Annotated in this window: 17 protein-coding genes and 1 tRNA gene; 9 read left to right on the plus strand and 9 right to left on the minus strand. The window is 64.0% G+C overall.

Features of this window, described 5'->3' with window-relative positions:
• Positions 1 to 159 precede the first annotated feature (159 nt).
• The gene (glmM, locus tag C5B90_RS17695) at positions 160 to 1,485 is read right to left on the minus strand and encodes a phosphoglucosamine mutase (protein ID WP_115883267.1); all 1,326 of its coding nucleotides are present in this window, start codon (positions 1,483 to 1,485) and stop codon (positions 160 to 162) included.
• Between the two features lie 391 nt (positions 1,486 to 1,876).
• On the opposite strand from glmM, the gene C5B90_RS17700 reads away from it, so the two are divergent.
• Positions 1,877 to 2,107, plus strand: coding sequence for a helix-turn-helix transcriptional regulator (locus C5B90_RS17700; protein ID WP_082256459.1), 231 nt, complete (start codon positions 1,877 to 1,879; stop codon positions 2,105 to 2,107).
• 117 nt (positions 2,108 to 2,224) lie between these two features.
• Positions 2,225 to 3,253, plus strand: coding sequence for a rhodanese-like domain-containing protein (locus tag C5B90_RS17705; RefSeq protein WP_115883268.1), 1,029 nt, complete (start codon positions 2,225 to 2,227; stop codon positions 3,251 to 3,253).
• Positions 3,254 to 3,499: 246 nt separating this feature from the next.
• Here the strand turns inward: C5B90_RS17705 and C5B90_RS17710 are convergent, their stop codons facing one another.
• Together C5B90_RS17710 and C5B90_RS17715 are read right to left on the minus strand one after the other, a co-directional pair.
• Complete coding sequence (locus C5B90_RS17710) at positions 3,500 to 4,489, minus strand: hypothetical protein (protein ID WP_115883269.1); 990 nt, start codon at positions 4,487 to 4,489, stop codon at positions 3,500 to 3,502.
• Between the two features lie 97 nt (positions 4,490 to 4,586).
• Positions 4,587 to 5,240: a ribonuclease HI family protein gene (locus C5B90_RS17715; protein WP_115883299.1), complete on the minus strand. Its 654-nt coding sequence runs from the start codon at positions 5,238 to 5,240 to the stop codon at positions 4,587 to 4,589.
• A 375-nt stretch (positions 5,241 to 5,615) separates the two neighbouring features.
• Here C5B90_RS17715 and C5B90_RS17720 point away from each other — a divergent pair, with 375 nt between their 5' ends.
• Positions 5,616 to 6,338 (plus strand): hypothetical protein, encoded by a 723-nt coding sequence (locus C5B90_RS17720; protein ID WP_115883270.1) that lies wholly within the window; start codon positions 5,616 to 5,618, stop codon positions 6,336 to 6,338.
• A 309-nt stretch (positions 6,339 to 6,647) separates the two neighbouring features.
• Here the strand turns inward: C5B90_RS17720 and C5B90_RS17725 are convergent.
• Together C5B90_RS17725 and C5B90_RS17730 are read right to left on the minus strand one after the other, a co-directional pair.
• Positions 6,648 to 6,722, minus strand: a tRNA-Met gene (locus C5B90_RS17725).
• 119 nt (positions 6,723 to 6,841) lie between these two features.
• On the minus strand, positions 6,842 to 7,249 hold the full coding sequence (locus C5B90_RS17730; RefSeq protein WP_115883271.1) for a cupin domain-containing protein: 408 nt from the start codon (positions 7,247 to 7,249) through the stop codon (positions 6,842 to 6,844).
• 237 nt (positions 7,250 to 7,486) lie between these two features.
• Between C5B90_RS17730 and C5B90_RS17735 the strand changes: the two genes are divergently transcribed.
• Positions 7,487 to 8,443 (plus strand): oxidoreductase, encoded by a 957-nt coding sequence (locus C5B90_RS17735; RefSeq protein WP_115883272.1) that lies wholly within the window; start codon positions 7,487 to 7,489, stop codon positions 8,441 to 8,443.
• Positions 8,444 to 8,548: 105 nt separating this feature from the next.
• Here C5B90_RS17735 and C5B90_RS17740 read toward each other — a convergent pair whose 3' ends face one another.
• Positions 8,549 to 9,229, minus strand: a complete 681-nt coding sequence (locus C5B90_RS17740) for a helix-turn-helix domain-containing protein (protein ID WP_115883273.1) — start codon at positions 9,227 to 9,229, stop codon at positions 8,549 to 8,551.
• A 134-nt stretch (positions 9,230 to 9,363) separates the two neighbouring features.
• Here C5B90_RS17740 and C5B90_RS17745 point away from each other — a divergent pair, with 134 nt between their 5' ends.
• The 5 genes from C5B90_RS17745 (at position 9,364) to C5B90_RS17765 (ending at position 13,680) form a co-directional block, all read left to right on the plus strand.
• The gene (locus C5B90_RS17745) at positions 9,364 to 10,005 is read left to right on the plus strand and encodes a hypothetical protein (protein WP_115883300.1); all 642 of its coding nucleotides are present in this window, start codon (positions 9,364 to 9,366) and stop codon (positions 10,003 to 10,005) included.
• Between the two features lie 126 nt (positions 10,006 to 10,131).
• Positions 10,132 to 10,968, plus strand: a complete 837-nt coding sequence (locus C5B90_RS17750; RefSeq protein WP_148708238.1) for a hypothetical protein — start codon at positions 10,132 to 10,134, stop codon at positions 10,966 to 10,968.
• Between the two features lie 95 nt (positions 10,969 to 11,063).
• Positions 11,064 to 11,816 carry a pirin family protein gene (locus C5B90_RS17755; RefSeq protein ID WP_115883275.1) on the plus strand — a complete coding sequence of 251 codons (753 nt, stop codon included), beginning with the start codon at positions 11,064 to 11,066 and terminating at the stop codon, positions 11,814 to 11,816.
• 116 nt (positions 11,817 to 11,932) lie between these two features.
• Positions 11,933 to 12,958 (plus strand): ring-cleaving dioxygenase, encoded by a 1,026-nt coding sequence (locus C5B90_RS17760; protein ID WP_115883276.1) that lies wholly within the window; start codon positions 11,933 to 11,935, stop codon positions 12,956 to 12,958.
• Positions 12,958 to 13,680, plus strand: a complete 723-nt coding sequence (locus C5B90_RS17765; protein ID WP_115883277.1) for an alpha/beta hydrolase — start codon at positions 12,958 to 12,960, stop codon at positions 13,678 to 13,680. The genes C5B90_RS17760 and C5B90_RS17765 overlap by 1 nt, the downstream gene beginning before the upstream one ends.
• A 121-nt stretch (positions 13,681 to 13,801) precedes the next feature.
• Here the strand turns inward: C5B90_RS17765 and C5B90_RS17770 are convergent, their stop codons facing one another.
• From C5B90_RS17770 to sod, 3 genes are all read right to left on the minus strand, one after another.
• Positions 13,802 to 14,386 carry an NAD(P)/FAD-dependent oxidoreductase gene (locus C5B90_RS17770; RefSeq protein WP_115883278.1) on the minus strand — a complete coding sequence of 195 codons (585 nt, stop codon included), beginning with the start codon at positions 14,384 to 14,386 and terminating at the stop codon, positions 13,802 to 13,804.
• A gap of 81 nt (positions 14,387 to 14,467) precedes the next feature.
• Positions 14,468 to 14,650 (minus strand): hypothetical protein, encoded by a 183-nt coding sequence (locus tag C5B90_RS17775; protein ID WP_115883279.1) that lies wholly within the window; start codon positions 14,648 to 14,650, stop codon positions 14,468 to 14,470.
• Between the two features lie 224 nt (positions 14,651 to 14,874).
• On the minus strand, positions 14,875 to 15,354 hold a 480-nt coding region (gene sod / locus C5B90_RS17780), incomplete at its 5' end, for a superoxide dismutase (RefSeq protein ID WP_148708239.1).

Raw genomic sequence — 15,354 nt, forward strand, 5'->3', positions numbered from 1 at the left:
ATCTACGCGTCCGCAGCGCTGTTCGATTGGCCAACAGTCCGGCGTCTCACCGCTGCAAGGCGTACGTCTGCGGGGTTCCTTTCCGGCCGTGTCACTCGGTGGTGAACCTCGCGGGACGCTCGAATCTCCACCCCTCTTTAAACGGGAATTACCCCCGATTCAGGCGCGAACGGTGTCGGTTCGAGACTCGACGAGCGCCAGCGCCTCGTCGAACAGTCGGTCGGTCGCCGCTTCGGTCCGACCCTCGGCGGTGACCCGAACGAGCGGTTGCGTTCCGCTCGCCCGGACGAGGAACCACCCGTCGTCGGTCTCGACGCGGAGTCCGTCGCGGTCGTCGATGTCGTCGTACTCCTCGCGCACCGCCGCTTCGACGCGTTCGAGGACGCCCGCTTTGTCGGTCGTCTCGACGCTCTCGCGTCGAAGCGGGTAGGCGTCGATGTCGTCCACGAGGTCGGCTAGCGGGCCGCGCCGAGAGACTAACTCGACGAGTTTGCACGCCGCGAGCGGGCCGTCGGGACAGGGCGTCTCGTCGGCCCAAATCCACGCGCCGGAGGGCTCGCCGCCGAAGACGACGCCCGATTCGGCGCACCTCTCGGCGACGAACACGTCGCCCACGCGCGTCCGGACCACGTCCGCGCCGACGGTCGCGACCGCGTCGTCGACGGCGAGGCTCGTGTTCACCGGAACCGCGATTCGGTCGCCTTCTGACGCGGCCTCGCGCCCGAACAGGGCGAGGAGCGCGTCGCCGTCGACGAAGTTTCCGTCGCCGTCCACGGCCATCATCCGGTCTGCGTCCCCGTCGTGGGCGATTCCGAGGTCCGCGTCGATTGCGGCGACGTGGGATTTGAGCCCGCGAAGCGTCTCGTCGGTGGGTTCGCTCGGGCGGGCGGGGAATCGACCGTCTCGCTGGCCGTTGAGCGTCGACACCGTACAGCCGAGGTCCGAGAGCACGTCCGCCGTGAGGCGGCCCGTTCCGTTCCCGATGTCGACGACGACCGAGAGGTCGTCTTCGAGGTCGACGCTCGATTTGAGCGCGTCGCGGTGGCGGTTTTCGATACTCCGGTGTCGGTCGGTTCCGACGCCGTCCCACGCGGCGAGTTCGTAGTCCTCGTCTTCGATACGCCGCTCGATGGCGGCGCGCTGGGCCGAATCGAACGCCCGGCCGGACGCGGTCCAGAGCTTCACGCCGTTGTCGGTCGGCGGGTTGTGCGAGGCGGTGACGACGGCACCGGCGTCGGCGTCGAACCACTCGACTGCGCGGGCGACTGTGGGCGTCGGCTGCGTCCCGAGTCGGATGACGTCGATTCCGCACTCCTGAAGCCCGGCGACGAGTGCGTGTTCGAGCATCGTTCCGCTTTCGCGCGCGTCGCGGCCGACGACGACGCGCCCGGAGACCTCGCTACCGAGCGCCCTTCCGATACAGAGCGCCACTTCCGCCGTCACGTCTTCGCCGACGGCACCGCGAACGCCGCTCGTTCCAAACATACTCCGCACGTGGTCGGCGGGGTTCCTTACTATGGGATGAGTAAGGAACCGCTGGGCTGGGGCGTTCGCTCTCGGGTGGGCGCAGTTAGCGGGCCGGTCATCGCCCGGCGTCCGCTGGTCGGCAGTCGCGGAACGATGGCGCGCTCGTCCGGGTTTACGTGGTTCCGTGCGTTCGAGCGGTCGGAGCGACCCCGATTTATGATATGTCTATTCACTCAGTCGTCGTCGGTTATGAGAGTAAACTCCGAGAAACGACCGTTTCACCCGTTCTAGGGGTTCTTTAGAACCACAACTATCTCCGAAGTTCATGTAGGGTGCGCCCGTGGCATTCCCTATGTGCGTACACGAATTAACCGCGATTCAACGCGATTTGCTGTTCGTTGTGCGAGGAATGAGCGACTCCTCGGGACAGACGATCAAGACCGAACTCGAAAAGACGCAGGGGCGCGACCTGCTCACGGGCCGCGTGTACACGAACCTGAACGAACTCGTCGACAAGGACCTCGTCAACAAAGGGAGCAAGAACGGACGGACCAACGAGTACTCGCTAACCGACGAGGGCCGCGAAGCGGTCGAGACGCGTCGTCGCTGGGAGAAACGGTATCTCAAGCAGACCGCGTGACCGGCGGTTTAGCGGCTCGATACGTTCGTCGCTCGTAGTCCGTCTTTCCACGCGAGTACGGGCGTACAGCGCTTACTCTGTATATAATAAACCACTACTGCTCAGTACGGTTGGGTGATGACAGAACGACAGTCGAGCCGCAGACGGTTCCTCCAGTTGACCGGTGCAGCGACGATTGCCGGGCTCGCGGGCTGTTCGAGCGGGTCCTCCGAGGAGACGACCACTCCGCCGACGCAGACGACTACCGCTAACGCGACGCAGACGACGACGCAGACGACGACGGCCGCGCCCGAAAACCGGATGCAGGGGCCACGCGAGGGCGACGACTTGCCGACGGACTCCAAGCCCTCGGACGGCTACCCGCCGGAGTTCGACACCGTGCCAGAAGAGCGGTCTATCGACACGAGTTCCTACGATACGCTCACGCGAGAGGTGCACGGCGCGACCGTCGAAGTCCCGCTCGTCCCCATCGAGGACGCGTACTACTGGTACGCGCGCGGCGAGGCGCGCTTCGTCGACGCGCGCAGCGAGACCGGATACGACGTCTCTCACATCTTCGGGTCCGTTCTCAGCCCCGCACCGGACGGTCGGACACTCGACCCCACGGACGACTGGACCGAGGCGGACCGCGTGGTGACCTACTGCCACTGTCCGCACCACCTGTCGTCGCTCCGGGCGGCGATGCTGCTCGCGACCGGCTTCGAGAACGTCTACGCCATCGACGAAGGCTTCCAGGCGTGGCTCGACCGCAACTACCCGCTTGCGGGGTCCGACACGAACCGGGACTACACGGTTCGGACCATCGAAGGCGAGACGAGTCGGCTCGACGCCGGTGAGACGGCGTGGGCGTTCCATCCCCAGACCGATCAGGTCGAGGCGACCGAAATCGAGTCCGACGGCTCCTACGCGCTCGAACTGAAGTTCGTGCAGGTCGACGCCCAGAGCACGATTCAGGTCGAGACGCCGAGCTATGCCATCCAGGCTCCCCTGGGCGAACTAACGAGCGGAACCGTCACGGCCGATACGGGTGAGCCGGCCGAGCAGACGAAGACGACCACAAACTCCACGAACGGGACGACCAACAGCACGACCGGAACGAACGATACCGCGACGAACGACTCGTTCTCGCTGAACTGGCGCATCTGACCGGTCACCCGTCGAGAGAAGACCGAACACCGACCCCTCGGTAATTCTGTGAGTCCCGATTTCGAGTGAGAGGTGAGAAGTGTTTGATAACTGTTTATTTTTGTTGTGTCGTTGTCGTTCGCAGACAATGAGGATTAGCAATATACTGGCTAATTCACGAGATAATCACGTAAATTCCATATCGCTATATAAAATTGAGTATCGAGGCCAACGCCAATTCGGCTCGAACCGGTGGGCAGAAACGCGTTATTCGGACGCGAATCTGAGCCCGTACGTGAAGTAGCGCTCGTCGTACAGGAGGAACCGGCGCCCTGAGTCCGTCTCGACGCCCGCGTCTTTCTCGACGTTACCATCGAGATACGTCCAGTGGCCGAGTTTCTTCAGTAGCGACGCGAACGCGGCGGAGTACGGGTGCGATTCACCGTAGGACTCGCTCGTCGCCTGCCGGAGAATCTCACGCTCCGCTTGCGAGAGATTCTCCTGCGTCACTCGCGCGTCGAGGAGTGACGCTCGCAGTACCGTCTCGACTTCGGACGCCGATTCGGCGACCGGTTCGACGTCGGCTCGGTAGACCGCTTCGTGAAACGTCTCTCGCGTGACTTCGACTTCGTAGACTGCGTCTCGATACTCGACATGGGACGGACCGGCCTCTTCGAGGAGGTCGCTCGCCACCTCTGTATCGTCGGTCCGGTACACGTAGCCGTCGCGCTGGACGAGTCCGCGCGGAACGCCACCGGTGTTACCCCGCGCCCGAGCGGCGAAATACGCGACTTGCACCGCCTGTTGGTCGACCTCGGGAAGCGACGAATGCGTGACGTGGTCCGGGACGGTTTCGAGTTCGTCGGGGCGACCGACCTCGAACAGCCGAAGTACTGGGCGGGTGACGGTTTCCTCTCCGACGACGAGCGAATCGAGGTGGTAGTACGTCCCGTTCCGTCGCGCGTAGGTCGGGGTGTCGTCCCCGCGAGCGACGAACGGCGTGTGATGTTGGGTCGTGTATTCCTCGCCGTCGAGGGTGGTGTTGAATGCCGCTTCGTCCCATGGCGGCCGCGTCTCGGTCAGGTCGACGACGTACCGCTCGCGGAGCGGGCCGTCGAGTGGGGACAGCGAGAGGACGAGTTGGCGAGCGTCGGTATCCGACGCTGGACGGAGTTGCGAACAGCCACTAATCGCCGTGGTTAGCAACGCACTACCGGCCGCTACAAGTCGTCGCCGCGTGATTGTCTCGGAGGGCACGACTAGCTCTCTGCCCGGACTGGCAAAATTGTTCTTTTGTGAAAGGAACTCGGGCAGTCAGCGACTCGCTCGGGAGAGACGACTGGTGGTGTCGTCGCTATCCGGGTCCCAGCGCCGCGATATCGGCACCGACCGTCGCCAGCGCGTCGGCGGGGTTCGGGTCGCTATCGGCCAAATGCGTGTAGTGGTGGTTCGGGACGCTCGCTAGTGCCGTGGCGATGGCCTCGCTGTACGCTTCGACACCCGGTTCTGTCGGGTCGGAGCCGCCCCAAACGTCTCGGATGACGGTCATCGAGTCGATTCGTACCTCCACGCTGTGTGGCTCGTAGCGAGTCAGCAGTTCGGAAAGCCCGAGTTGGAGCGCGACGTACTCGGCGGTGTTGTTCCCCGTTCGGGAGCCGACGGGACGGCCGAGTCGGGCGAGTTGGGTCTCTCTCGAGTCCATGATGACCGCGCCCGCACCCGCCGGGCCGGGGTTGCCGCACGAACTGCCGTCGACGTACAGGATGAACGAGTCGTCGGTCGGCTCAGAGACAGGCGGCTTGACGAGTTCTGACGCCAGCAGTTCATCGAGCGCGTGCCGCAACTCGCTCCGGGTCGTCGTGGGGTCGAACAGGCCGCCGTAACCGGGCACGGCGTCGTCGATGGCGTCGGTGGCGGCGGCCATCTCGTAACCGACCCCTACAAGCACCTCGTCGACGAGCGTGGCGAGCGGCGAGAGGTATTCGGAAGGGAGCGACTTCTCGGTCACGCCACCGGGACCTCCGTTCAGCCTCCGTTCCGAGCCGTCACAGCCTCGCTCTCGGACGCCCTCGCCGGTTCGTCCAATAACTGCATACCCGTTCTCGGTCGGCGAGCGGGATAATCCCTTCAGGTGTACTGGCGAGTCAGTCGACTCGGGGGGCTCGACGGCGAAGACGCTCCCGGTCGGATACTCGGAACGCGGCACACGGTGTCCAAGGTGTGCCAGCGCGCACACCCAAGACTATCCCTCTCGTGGTGGAAAGAACCACTCATGCAACCGTATCCATCGACGCCTCATCTCGAAGATTCCCCCGAGGAGTTGCTGTCGAGCGGTCACCTGTGGCTCCGTGAGTACGTCGCTGGTCCCCGGTTGCGGTTTCAGATGAAGCCGTCGGGTCGCCTGCTGTTCGGCGACCGAGACCGAGTCTTCGATGACGTGCCCCCGCCGTACGAATACGCCGTTCGGCACGTTCGAGAGCAGTTCGACCGCGACGCGTTCCACGACGCGGTCGACGAACCGGGAGCGTACGTTTTCTTCTGTGTGGCACCGTGCAATGTCGGTATCGACTACGACTGGGAGCGACTCCCAGCAGTTCTCGGCTGGACCATCTGGAACGGGACCAAAGAGCGGCTGTTCCCCATCGATAAAGCCGAGCAGGTCTTCGAGCGCCTGGGTCTGACGCCGGTGAACACCTTCCAGAAGGAACTGCACGTCCGAGATTTCCATCCGGAGCGACTCGACATCCCCGACTCCGCGTGGTACGCCGGGCCCGCCGCAGGGGTTATCGTCGAAAACAGACGTGGTGGACGCGCACTCATCGAAGGCCCCGTCCTCGACGAGATAAGCGACTACGAGCCGATACGAGGCGAGCCAGCGGAACTCGCCGACGAGCTCGTCACCGACGCGCGAGTCGGCCGCGCTATCAAAGCCGTCGAAACGTCCCAAAAAACACCCACAACCGCCGAGATTCACGCACGCGTATTCGAGATGATCGTCCGAGAGGAGTACGCCCGACTCGACTCCGGTCGAGTCGATTGGGAGGCATTGCGGTCGGCAGTCGGGTCGGTCGTCGCCGAGAAACGCGGTAAGTTGGCCGACAACTGAGTTGCCAGTCTCCTCGTTCCGAATCCGGTCTTCTCTTGATGGTCAGGTAGAGCGGGCCTCACTCGCGACGTGGAGCGTTGCTCACGGGTTCGACTGACTGGTTATGAGGCCGACCTCGTGGGTCGCGCCGAGCCGAGACTCGGCGCTCAGGAGTTGCGGTCGGCAAAACCATAGCGGGAGGTAGATTTGAACGACGAGAATCTCGCTTCGCTCGGTTCTCTGGTTCAAACTACCTGTCACAACTACCACGGAAAACGGACCGCCGCAGCGCGATAAACCGCGCTGCTTGGGGTGTAGTTTTCAGGATAATAGCGGGAGGTAGATTTGAACTACCGATCTCCGGGTTATGAGCCCGGCGGAATCTCCTGGCTATCCCATCCCGCTACTACATCGAACTCGGTTGCTAGTGGTAAGACTTCTGCTTCAGACCCAGATTGTCAATTCGGTTTAATATTGGTCACCGGGGAGGAATGGTCCCGGTGTGGACCTAGTCGTCGCGGCGGTTAGCTCTCAGACGCTGGGCCGTACTCCTCGTCGGTGACGTGCTCCAGCCAGGTGACGGCCTCGCCGTCCTGCTCTTCTTGAACTGCGATGTGGGTCATCGCTTTGTCCGGCGACGCACCGTGCCAGTGCTTTTCGCCCGGCGGGAACCAGACCACGTCGCCCGCCCGAATCTGCGTAATCTCGCCACCTTCGCGTTGAACGAGGCCACAGCCGCTCGTCACGATGAGGCGCTGACCGAGCGGGTGAGTGTGCCACGCGGTACGCGCGCCCGGTTCGAACGTGACGCTCGCCGCCGCGACGCTGGACGCGTCTTGTGCGTCGAACAGAGGGTCGATTCGGGTGCTTCCGGTGAAATACTCCTCGGGTCCTTCGTACGACGGTAGCGTACAGCCGTCTGTTATCTCCATGTATGTGCCTCATCTGTATTTGTGCGTCCGCCAACATGGGTTCGATGCTAACTGGAAAGTCCATTTAAGTACGCGGTCGGACGGTAGTCGAGCCCTGAGCGAGGAATCGCACCGTATCGAGGCGGCGTGGGTGTCCTGCGACTGAGGCGGGTCAGCACCAAATCCCGACCGATAGCTTATAAATGGACTAACTGGTTAGCACAGTTTGTATGTCGTCTCTTCGCTTAAATATTGGCAATGTCTGAACGCAATGAGTCGGTCGAGTCGGCCGACGACACCGGTGACGTCGGAACGGTCGTGGTGACGGGCGCGAACAGCGGACTCGGCTTCGAAGTGACGAAGATGCTCGCCGAGCGGGGCGCACACGTCGTGATGGCGTGTCGGAGCACCCAACGCGGCGAGGAGGCGAAGCGGAAAATCGAAGCCGACCTCCCCGAGGCGTCGCTAGTCGTTCACGAACTCGACCTCGCCGACCTCGATTCGGTGGCGGCGTTCGCCGACTGGTTCACGTCGACGTACGACGAACTGCACGTCCTCTGTAACAACGCGGGCGTGATGGCCATCCCGCGAAAGGAGACCGAACAGGGGTTCGAGTACCAGTTCGGCGTGAACTACCTCGGGCACTTCGCGCTCACCGGTCACCTCCTCCCCGTGTTGAACCGCACCCCCGGAGAGACGCGCGTCGTCACGCAGAGTAGCGTGGCACACAGGAACGGCGAAATCGACTTCGACGACCTCCAAGGCGAGCAGTCCTACAGCGCGTGGGGCGCGTACGGGCAGTCGAAACTCGCAGACCTCATATTCGCGTACGAACTCGACCGGCGGCTTCGCTCGGCGAACGCGACCGTCAAGAGCGTCGCCTGCCACCCCGGATGGGCCGCGACGAACCTCCAGCGGCGCGGTCCCGAACAGTCGGGGTCTCGGCTCCGCCTCTGGATAATGCAACTCGCGAACGCCGTTATCGCCCAGAGCGCCGAACAGGGGGCGCTGGCGATGGTTTACGCCGCGACCGACCCGAACATCGAGGGCGGCGAGTACGTCGGCCCCGACGGGTTCCGCAACATGCGCGGCACCCCCGAAGTGCAGGAGTCGAGCGAACAGTCCTACGACGTGGACACCGCCCGACGGCTGTGGGAGGTCTCCGAAGAACTCACCGGCGTCTCGTTCGACCAACTCCTGCTCGCGGCGAACTAACAATCGCCCGGTCGTCTCACCGACGCGGGTCGAAGTTACCCTACTGGCTGCCGAGCTCGGTCCCTCCGCTATATCTGTCCCGTCCGGAGACCGCAGTCGAAGCCGTCACCGACTGGCAATCGGATTGAGGATGTGTCCGTTGGCAATCGTCTGACTGATTAGCCTGTGTTCTGCCCGTCGGAGCAGGTCCGAGAGCGCGGGTGCTGAGATACCAAGTTCCGCTGCGACCTCGGCCGTCGATGCGGTCCGCGGCGTGTCGTAGTACCCGAGCGAGAAAGCGAGCCTCATGGCCTCGTACTGTCTGTCGGTCAGGCCGAACTGCGCCCGTTCATCGGGGTGTTCGGGGTCCGAAGAGATGTTGAGGAGTTCGAAGGGAAGCCCGTACACTTGACAGCGGTCCCGAAGCGTGCTGAGCGCGTCGTAGTCGGCGAACATCTTCCGTTCTATCCACCCCTCGCCGGTGATAATCGCTTCCATCAACACCCCCTCGAACTGCGTGGGGTCGTGCGACTCGAGAACGTCGGATGCCCGCTCGGTGATGACCTGATAGAACCAGCCGTCAGGCGTCTCACCGACGGGCCGCACGTCGACGACCTCCGGTTGCTCGACGGCCTCGGCCTCGAACGCGTCTCTCGCGTCCGCTTCGACACTCACCATGAAGATGTACTTCGAGTCCTCGAGCCGAATCATCTGCGAGAGCGAAATCTCCCGACTCGGGAGCGACCGAGCCAGTTTGACGAGCGGGAGGACGTCCGACGATAGGAGAATCTCCGCGACGATAGCCATACCTCCCAATCGGTGCCGAGCCGTATAACCCCTCCTCGGCGATGAGGTGAGAGCTATATACCGGCCGGTTTTGAAATACGCTAACGGTGACACATCCAGACGAGAACGAGGCCGTCGTAACGTGGACCGTGGGGATGGCCGGGCTTCGGGAACTCCCGAAGCGAATCGCGTGCAACGGCATCGATTTCGGCCGCGTGTTGTGGTGGAGCGTGTTCGCCGTCGTCCCCGTCGCGTTACTGATTTTCGGGGCGCTCGCCGGTGACAGCGGCCCGTTCGTGTACAGTATGTACTGCGCGGTGGTACTGACGGCAGTCCTCCAGAGTTCGGAACGGTTCATCGGCATGCGCGTCGCGGTCGACGGCGGCGACGGCGAACTCGAAAGCACCTACCACATGGGCGACCCCTCGCTGTTTCGGAGCGACGAGGACGTGACGACCTCGCTTTCGGAGGTCGAAACTGCCCGGTTCGTGTCGCTCGGAGAACGGACTGCGGTCCGGCTGTACTACGGGAAGTCGTTCGTCAACAAGCCCACCATGTTTCTCGTCCCGGACGAGTTCGAACCCCGGTTCCGCGAGACGCTCCGTCAGTACGACGTTTCGATTTCCACGGATTCGACGCCGAAATCGGCCGATTGGGTGTGGGTTCGGCTCGCCGTGACCGCTCTCTTATTGGGTGCGATTCCGCTCGGAACCGTCTTCGTCTGGCCCGCCGGTTCGGTTCCCTTCCTGCTCGCCGTGGTCGGACACGCCGCCTTCGTACTGCGGCAGGGGTGGTGACGACTGTCGCCTCAGAGCACAGCCAAAATATGTTTATATTCAGATGTTTTTGTCGGTGATGATGCCCTCCACGTCGTCTACTGTCTCGCCGCAGTCGAACTGCCTTCAACACGAACGGGTGTCGTGATGCCCGGCTTCCTGACCCGCATTGCCGACGGATGGAGTCACGCTGTTGATGATCCGCGTCTCGTCGTGGTTCCTATCCTATTTGGGATTCTCAACGTGGACAAGATGTTAGCCGTTCTCACTCACGATGGCGTGTACTTCGGGGTCACCTTCGGTACGCCGTTTTCGCCCGGCTCAGTGTGGGAGTTCGTTGCGGCACCCAATACCGGAGTCAATCTCTCCCCCGGCGTTCCGGTCGGCACGGAGGCGCGACTGGTTGTCCTCGGGGTGGTTGCCATCGTCGTGAAATCGCTCCTCGCGGCGGGATACTTCGGAAGCCTCGCCGACCAGTTGAAACGCGGCGAATTCGAGTTCTTCGATAACGTCCGGGCACACGGGGTTCCGTTTCTGGTCTTGACCGCGGTGCCGTCCCTCATCGTCTTCGGCGGTGCGCTCGCCCTCATGGGGACCGTTCGCAACCCCGGTACGGAGTTGTTCGTGGTCGTCGCACTCTCCGCCGTCGCGTACTTCGTTGCGACGTACTTCGTTTACGCGACGCCGTATCTGATTGTCCTCCGGGATGTCGGGTTGTTTGACGCACTTCGAGCGTCTGTCTCTTTCGCCGTCGGCGGCGGGGCGTACTTCAGTTATTTTCTCAAATACGGGGCGTTGGTTCTCGGCATCTCCTTCTTTGCGACGATACTCGTCGTCAACGTGCCGGGAATCGGACTGCTGGTCGGCGTTCTCGGCGGCGGACTGTTGGGACTCGCGTTGAACGCCACGACGATGCGGTTCGTCGCGGACATCGACTCCGCGTCTCCCTCGCTCGGGTCGTGGGACGACGACGTGATGGTGTGAGTGGAGTCACAAAACCGCCCGGTAACACCGACGCCACCCGCTTTCGGTCACGTCGCCGAGAAGGTATATAGAGTCGACGCGTAGGTGCGCACGTAATGAAAGTCGGCTCCGAGACGAAGCTCTACAAGGCGGAGCGCACCGACGTCTCCCAGAATCAGGGGAAGTTCCGGACCTACTTCAACTTCCCCGGCCGCGCCCTGCCGGACCACGCGGACCACGGCTACGGCCCGCTCGCGACCATCGTCGAGTCGTTCATGGACCCCGACACCCACATCGCGATGCACCCCCACCGCGACGAGGAAATCATCTCGTGGGTGCCCGCCGGCGTGATGCGCCACGGCGACCAAGACGGCAACGACCTCGTCACCGACGCCGACCACCTGATGGTGATGAACGCAGGCGAGACGTTCTGGCACGAGGAGTTCACCCGCGCGGACGACCCGCCGCTCCGGATGCTCCAGATGTTCGTCCGGCCCCACAGCCTCGGGCTGGAGCCGAACATCCAACACGAACCCATCGACGCCCCCGTCGAGGGCGAGTGGCGGCACCTGTTCGGCCCCGAAGGCTCCGACGCACCGCTTTTCGTCCGCAACGAAGTGGACCTCTTCGACCTTCGTCTCGACGCCGGGTCGAGCGCCGACCTCCCCGAAATCGAGGGGCGAGACGCGTACTTCTACGTGTTCGACGGCGCGGTCAAGGCCGCGGGAACGCGCTTCGGGAAGACCGAAAGCGGCCTGCTCGTCGACGACGCCGGAGTCACGCTCACCGCCGAGGAGGACGCCACCGTGGTCGCGTTCTTGATAGACCCCGACGCGCCTGTCACCCGGCAGGGTACCATCGGTCGCTGACCACCCTCCCGCGACTCTCGCACCCACCATATCGAACCCCGCCCCCACCGTCACCGCACCAACGCCGCCACTATCACCCACCACCACTCATCCACTAAGACACTCCGCCCAACTCGATGCTCACAGACACCGCCGGAATCCACCACGTCACGGGAATCGTCCGCGACGCGCAGGCGAACGTCGACTTCTACGCGACGACGCTCGGCCTGCGCCTCGTCAAGCAGACGGTGAACTTCAACGAGAAGTTCACGCGCCACCTGTTTTACGGCGACGAGACCGGCTCGCCCGGAACGGCCCTGACGTTCTTCCCGTACCCCGCCGAGGAACCAGGTCGCCCCGGCACGCCGCAGATTCGGACCGCGTCGCTCGTGATACCACCCGATGCCGTCGACTACTGGGTCGACCGCCTCACCGACCGCAGCGTCGACGTCGACGGCCCGTTCGAGCGGTTCGACGAGACCGTCATCCGGTTTTCCGACCCCGACGGCACCGACCTGGAACTCGTCACCGGCGAGTCGCCGGTCGAACCGTGGGTCGACGGTCCGGTCCCCGCCGAGCGCGCGATTCGCGGCATTCACGGCGTCACGCTCCACTCGACGAACCCCTTCGTGACCGCCAGCGTGCTCGATACGCTCGGGTTCGACCTCGTCGCACAGGAGGGCGACCGCGTCCGTTACCGAGCACCGGACGACCGGGCGACCGTCGTGGACCTCCTCGACAGAGACGGTGAGTTCGGCCGCGAGGGCGCGGGGAGCATCCATCACGTCGCGGTCCGCGTCGAGGACGAGGCCCAGTTGTACGAGTGGCACGACCTGTTCCGCGAGCGCGGCTACGACGTGTCGCGGGTGAAAGACAGACACGTGTTCCACTCGCTGTACGTCCGCGAACCGGGCGGTATCCTGTTCGAACTCGCGACCGACGGCCCCGGACTCACGTTCGACGTCGACCCGGAGACGCTCGGCCAGTCGCTGTACCTCCCGCCGTGGCTGGAGGAGGACCGCGGGATGATAGAAAGCCAACTGCGCCCGCTTGACCTGCCGGTTGGCGTTGGAGGCGACGACGGAGGCGACGGAGACGATGGGGGCGACGGCGACGAGGGCAACGTGGGCGTTGGACTCAGTAGCGACGACGGGTCGAACTGATGTCACCCCGCCCGACCGCGCCCGCGTCCGCGACCGACCCCCACGAGGGACAGGAGATTGCGACGGCCGGCGCGCCTCGGCAGGTCGCTGACGCGGCGGTCGTCGTGCTCCACGGCCGCGGGTCGAAAGCGCGGCACGCCCTCACGCTCGTCGACGAGTTCCTCCACCGCGGCGTGATGTACCTCGCGCCGCAGGCCGCCGGCAGTTCGTGGTATCCGGCCCCGGCCGCCAGTCCCATCGAGCGAAACGAGCCGTGGCTCTCCTCCGCGCTCGGACGGGTGTCGACCGCGCTCGACATCGCCGCCGACGCCGGGATTCCGCCCGAACGAGTCGTCTTTTTCGGGTTCTCGCAGGGGGCGTGTCTCGCCGCCGAGTTCGCGGTTCGGAACCCCCGCCGGTACGGCGGCCTCGTCGCCCTCTCGGGAAGCCTCCTCGGACCCGACCTCGCGAGTCGGACCGGCGGCTACGGCGGCAGCGACAACGATGTCGACCGCGGCGGTCACGCCGTCGATGCCGTCGACGCCGACTTCGACGGCACGCCGGTTTTCTTCGGGAGCGGCCGCGACGACGCCCGCGTCGAGGCCGACCGAGTCGAGGCGTCGGCCCGAGTCTTCTCGGCGCTCGGAGCCGACGCGACGAGCCGACTGTACGAGGGGCTGGGCCACGCTATCAACGACGACGAAATCCGAGTCATCAACTCGTTCATCGAGGAACTCGACTGAGGCGTAGTACGGCGTTTTTACGAGTCTCGGGTCGATAGCCGCGCGACTCCGCTGTGTCGATATCGTAGAAGAAAGAACGAAGGTAGTGAGTCGTAGTCGGAAGATGCGACCGTGGTTGCGCTTAGACCTCGTCGATGAGGGAGCCGTAGACGGACTCGGCGTCGGCGGGCACGTCGAAGTCGTGGTAGTGTTCGCCCTTCTCCTTCGAGAGGATGTTGAGGGCGGCGGCCGCGCCGTCGCCGGCGGAGATGACGGCCTGCCACTCTTCGGCGCGGACCATCGCACCCGTCGCGTAGGCACCCTCGACGCTCGTCTCCATCGTCACGTCCACGTCGACGATTTCGTCGTCGAAGGCGCAGCCGAGCGACTCCGCGAGGTCCCGGTTCGCGCCCGTGGCGAGCACGACGTAGTCGGACTCGTACTCGTCGTCGTCGGTCGTGACGACGAAGCCGTCGTCTCCCTCGCTCACGTCGGTGACTTCCTCGCCTTGGTGGCGCTCCGCGTCGAAGTGGTCGACCTGCGTGCGGAGCGTCTCCATGTAGTCCGTTCCGTCGATGGAGCCGATTCCGGGATAGTTGAACAGATGTGCCTTGTGCATCCACGTCTTGTCCGTGTCGAACACCGTCGTGGAGAGCCCGTTCTTCGCGGCGAAGAGGGCGGTTGTCAGACCAGCGGGACCGCCGCCGATGACGATTACGTCTGCCATGTTCCATGTACTAGCGTACTTGATAAAGAACCCCAGTAAAGCGGTTATTTTGTAGTACTCTCGATTACGTGCTATCGAGGTTCATTGGTCTAACTGCGACTCGGCAAACGAGACGGCGAACTGGTCGCGCATCTCGCGGCGGAGCATCTCGCTCATCACCTCGTAGACGACCGGTTGCGGATACTCCTCCAGCAATGCGGCGAGGTCGACGGCACAGTCGGATTTCAGGGCGGCGAATTCGGCAGTCCACGGCGGGTTGCTCATTACCCGCACATCCCGTTCCGCGTAGTTATGAATTTTGATTGAAACAAAGTACCATAATCGACAGCCTCAGACCCGTCACTCGCCGAAAAATGTGGTTGATGTTCGGTAGAGGGTGCCGGTCTGGCGGGGCGAACTCGCCCCACGGATGCCCTCAATCGAGCACCCTCTCACGGTAACCTGTGGTGGTCGCGCGGGAGCGCGTGGGTTCGTTCTGTTACGCTACGCTACTCGAAGAGTTCGACGGCCTGGTCGTAGCGAGCGGCGGGTTCGTCCCAGTCGACGACCTCGAAGAACGCGGAGACGAAGTCGCCGCGGGCCGGGCCGTAGTCGTGGTAGTAGGAGTGCTCCCAGACGTCGAGCGCGAGGATGGGGTGGGAGCCCCAGAGTGCACCCTGGTCGTGCTTGTCGACGACGACGTTCCGAAGCTGGTTCGAGAACGAGTCGTAGACGAGAAGCGCCCAGCCGCCGGCCGCGCCGGCCGCCGCTTCGAATTCGCCTTTCCAGGCTTCGTAGGAACCGAAGTCCTCCGCGATGCGGTCTGCGAGCGCACCCTCGGGCTCGTCGCCGCCTTCCGGCGACATGTTCTGCCAGAACAGGTCGTGCAGAATGTGTCCCGAGCCGTTGTGGGTGACGTTGCGGAGCGCGCCGGCGGACGAGCCGAACTCGCCTGCTTCGCGGTTCTCGGCGAGGGTCTCCTCGGCCGC

Origin of the sequence: Haloferax sp. Atlit-12N (genome assembly GCF_003383095.1) — an archaeon.
Taxonomy (GTDB): Archaea; Halobacteriota; Halobacteria; order Halobacteriales; family Haloferacaceae; genus Haloferax.

Coding starts and splice junctions, on each gene's coding strand:
- glmM (WP_115883267.1), bottom strand. CDS start 1,485: ATGTTTGGAACGAGCGGCGTTCGCGGTGCCGTCGGCGAAGACGTGACG.
- C5B90_RS17700 (WP_082256459.1), top strand. CDS start 1,877: ATGAGCGACTCCTCGGGACAGACGATCAAGACCGAACTCGAAAAGACG.
- C5B90_RS17705 (WP_115883268.1), top strand. CDS start 2,225: ATGACAGAACGACAGTCGAGCCGCAGACGGTTCCTCCAGTTGACCGGT.
- C5B90_RS17720 (WP_115883270.1), top strand. CDS start 5,616: ATGAAGCCGTCGGGTCGCCTGCTGTTCGGCGACCGAGACCGAGTCTTC.
- C5B90_RS17730 (WP_115883271.1), bottom strand. CDS start 7,249: ATGGAGATAACAGACGGCTGTACGCTACCGTCGTACGAAGGACCCGAG.
- C5B90_RS17735 (WP_115883272.1), top strand. CDS start 7,487: ATGTCTGAACGCAATGAGTCGGTCGAGTCGGCCGACGACACCGGTGAC.
- C5B90_RS17740 (WP_115883273.1), bottom strand. CDS start 9,229: ATGGCTATCGTCGCGGAGATTCTCCTATCGTCGGACGTCCTCCCGCTC.
- C5B90_RS17745 (WP_115883300.1), top strand. CDS start 9,364: ATGGCCGGGCTTCGGGAACTCCCGAAGCGAATCGCGTGCAACGGCATC.
- C5B90_RS17750 (WP_148708238.1), top strand. CDS start 10,132: ATGCCCGGCTTCCTGACCCGCATTGCCGACGGATGGAGTCACGCTGTT.
- C5B90_RS17755 (WP_115883275.1), top strand. CDS start 11,064: ATGAAAGTCGGCTCCGAGACGAAGCTCTACAAGGCGGAGCGCACCGAC.
- C5B90_RS17760 (WP_115883276.1), top strand. CDS start 11,933: ATGCTCACAGACACCGCCGGAATCCACCACGTCACGGGAATCGTCCGC.
- C5B90_RS17765 (WP_115883277.1), top strand. CDS start 12,958: ATGTCACCCCGCCCGACCGCGCCCGCGTCCGCGACCGACCCCCACGAG.
- C5B90_RS17770 (WP_115883278.1), bottom strand. CDS start 14,386: ATGGCAGACGTAATCGTCATCGGCGGCGGTCCCGCTGGTCTGACAACC.
- C5B90_RS17775 (WP_115883279.1), bottom strand. CDS start 14,650: ATGAGCAACCCGCCGTGGACTGCCGAATTCGCCGCCCTGAAATCCGAC.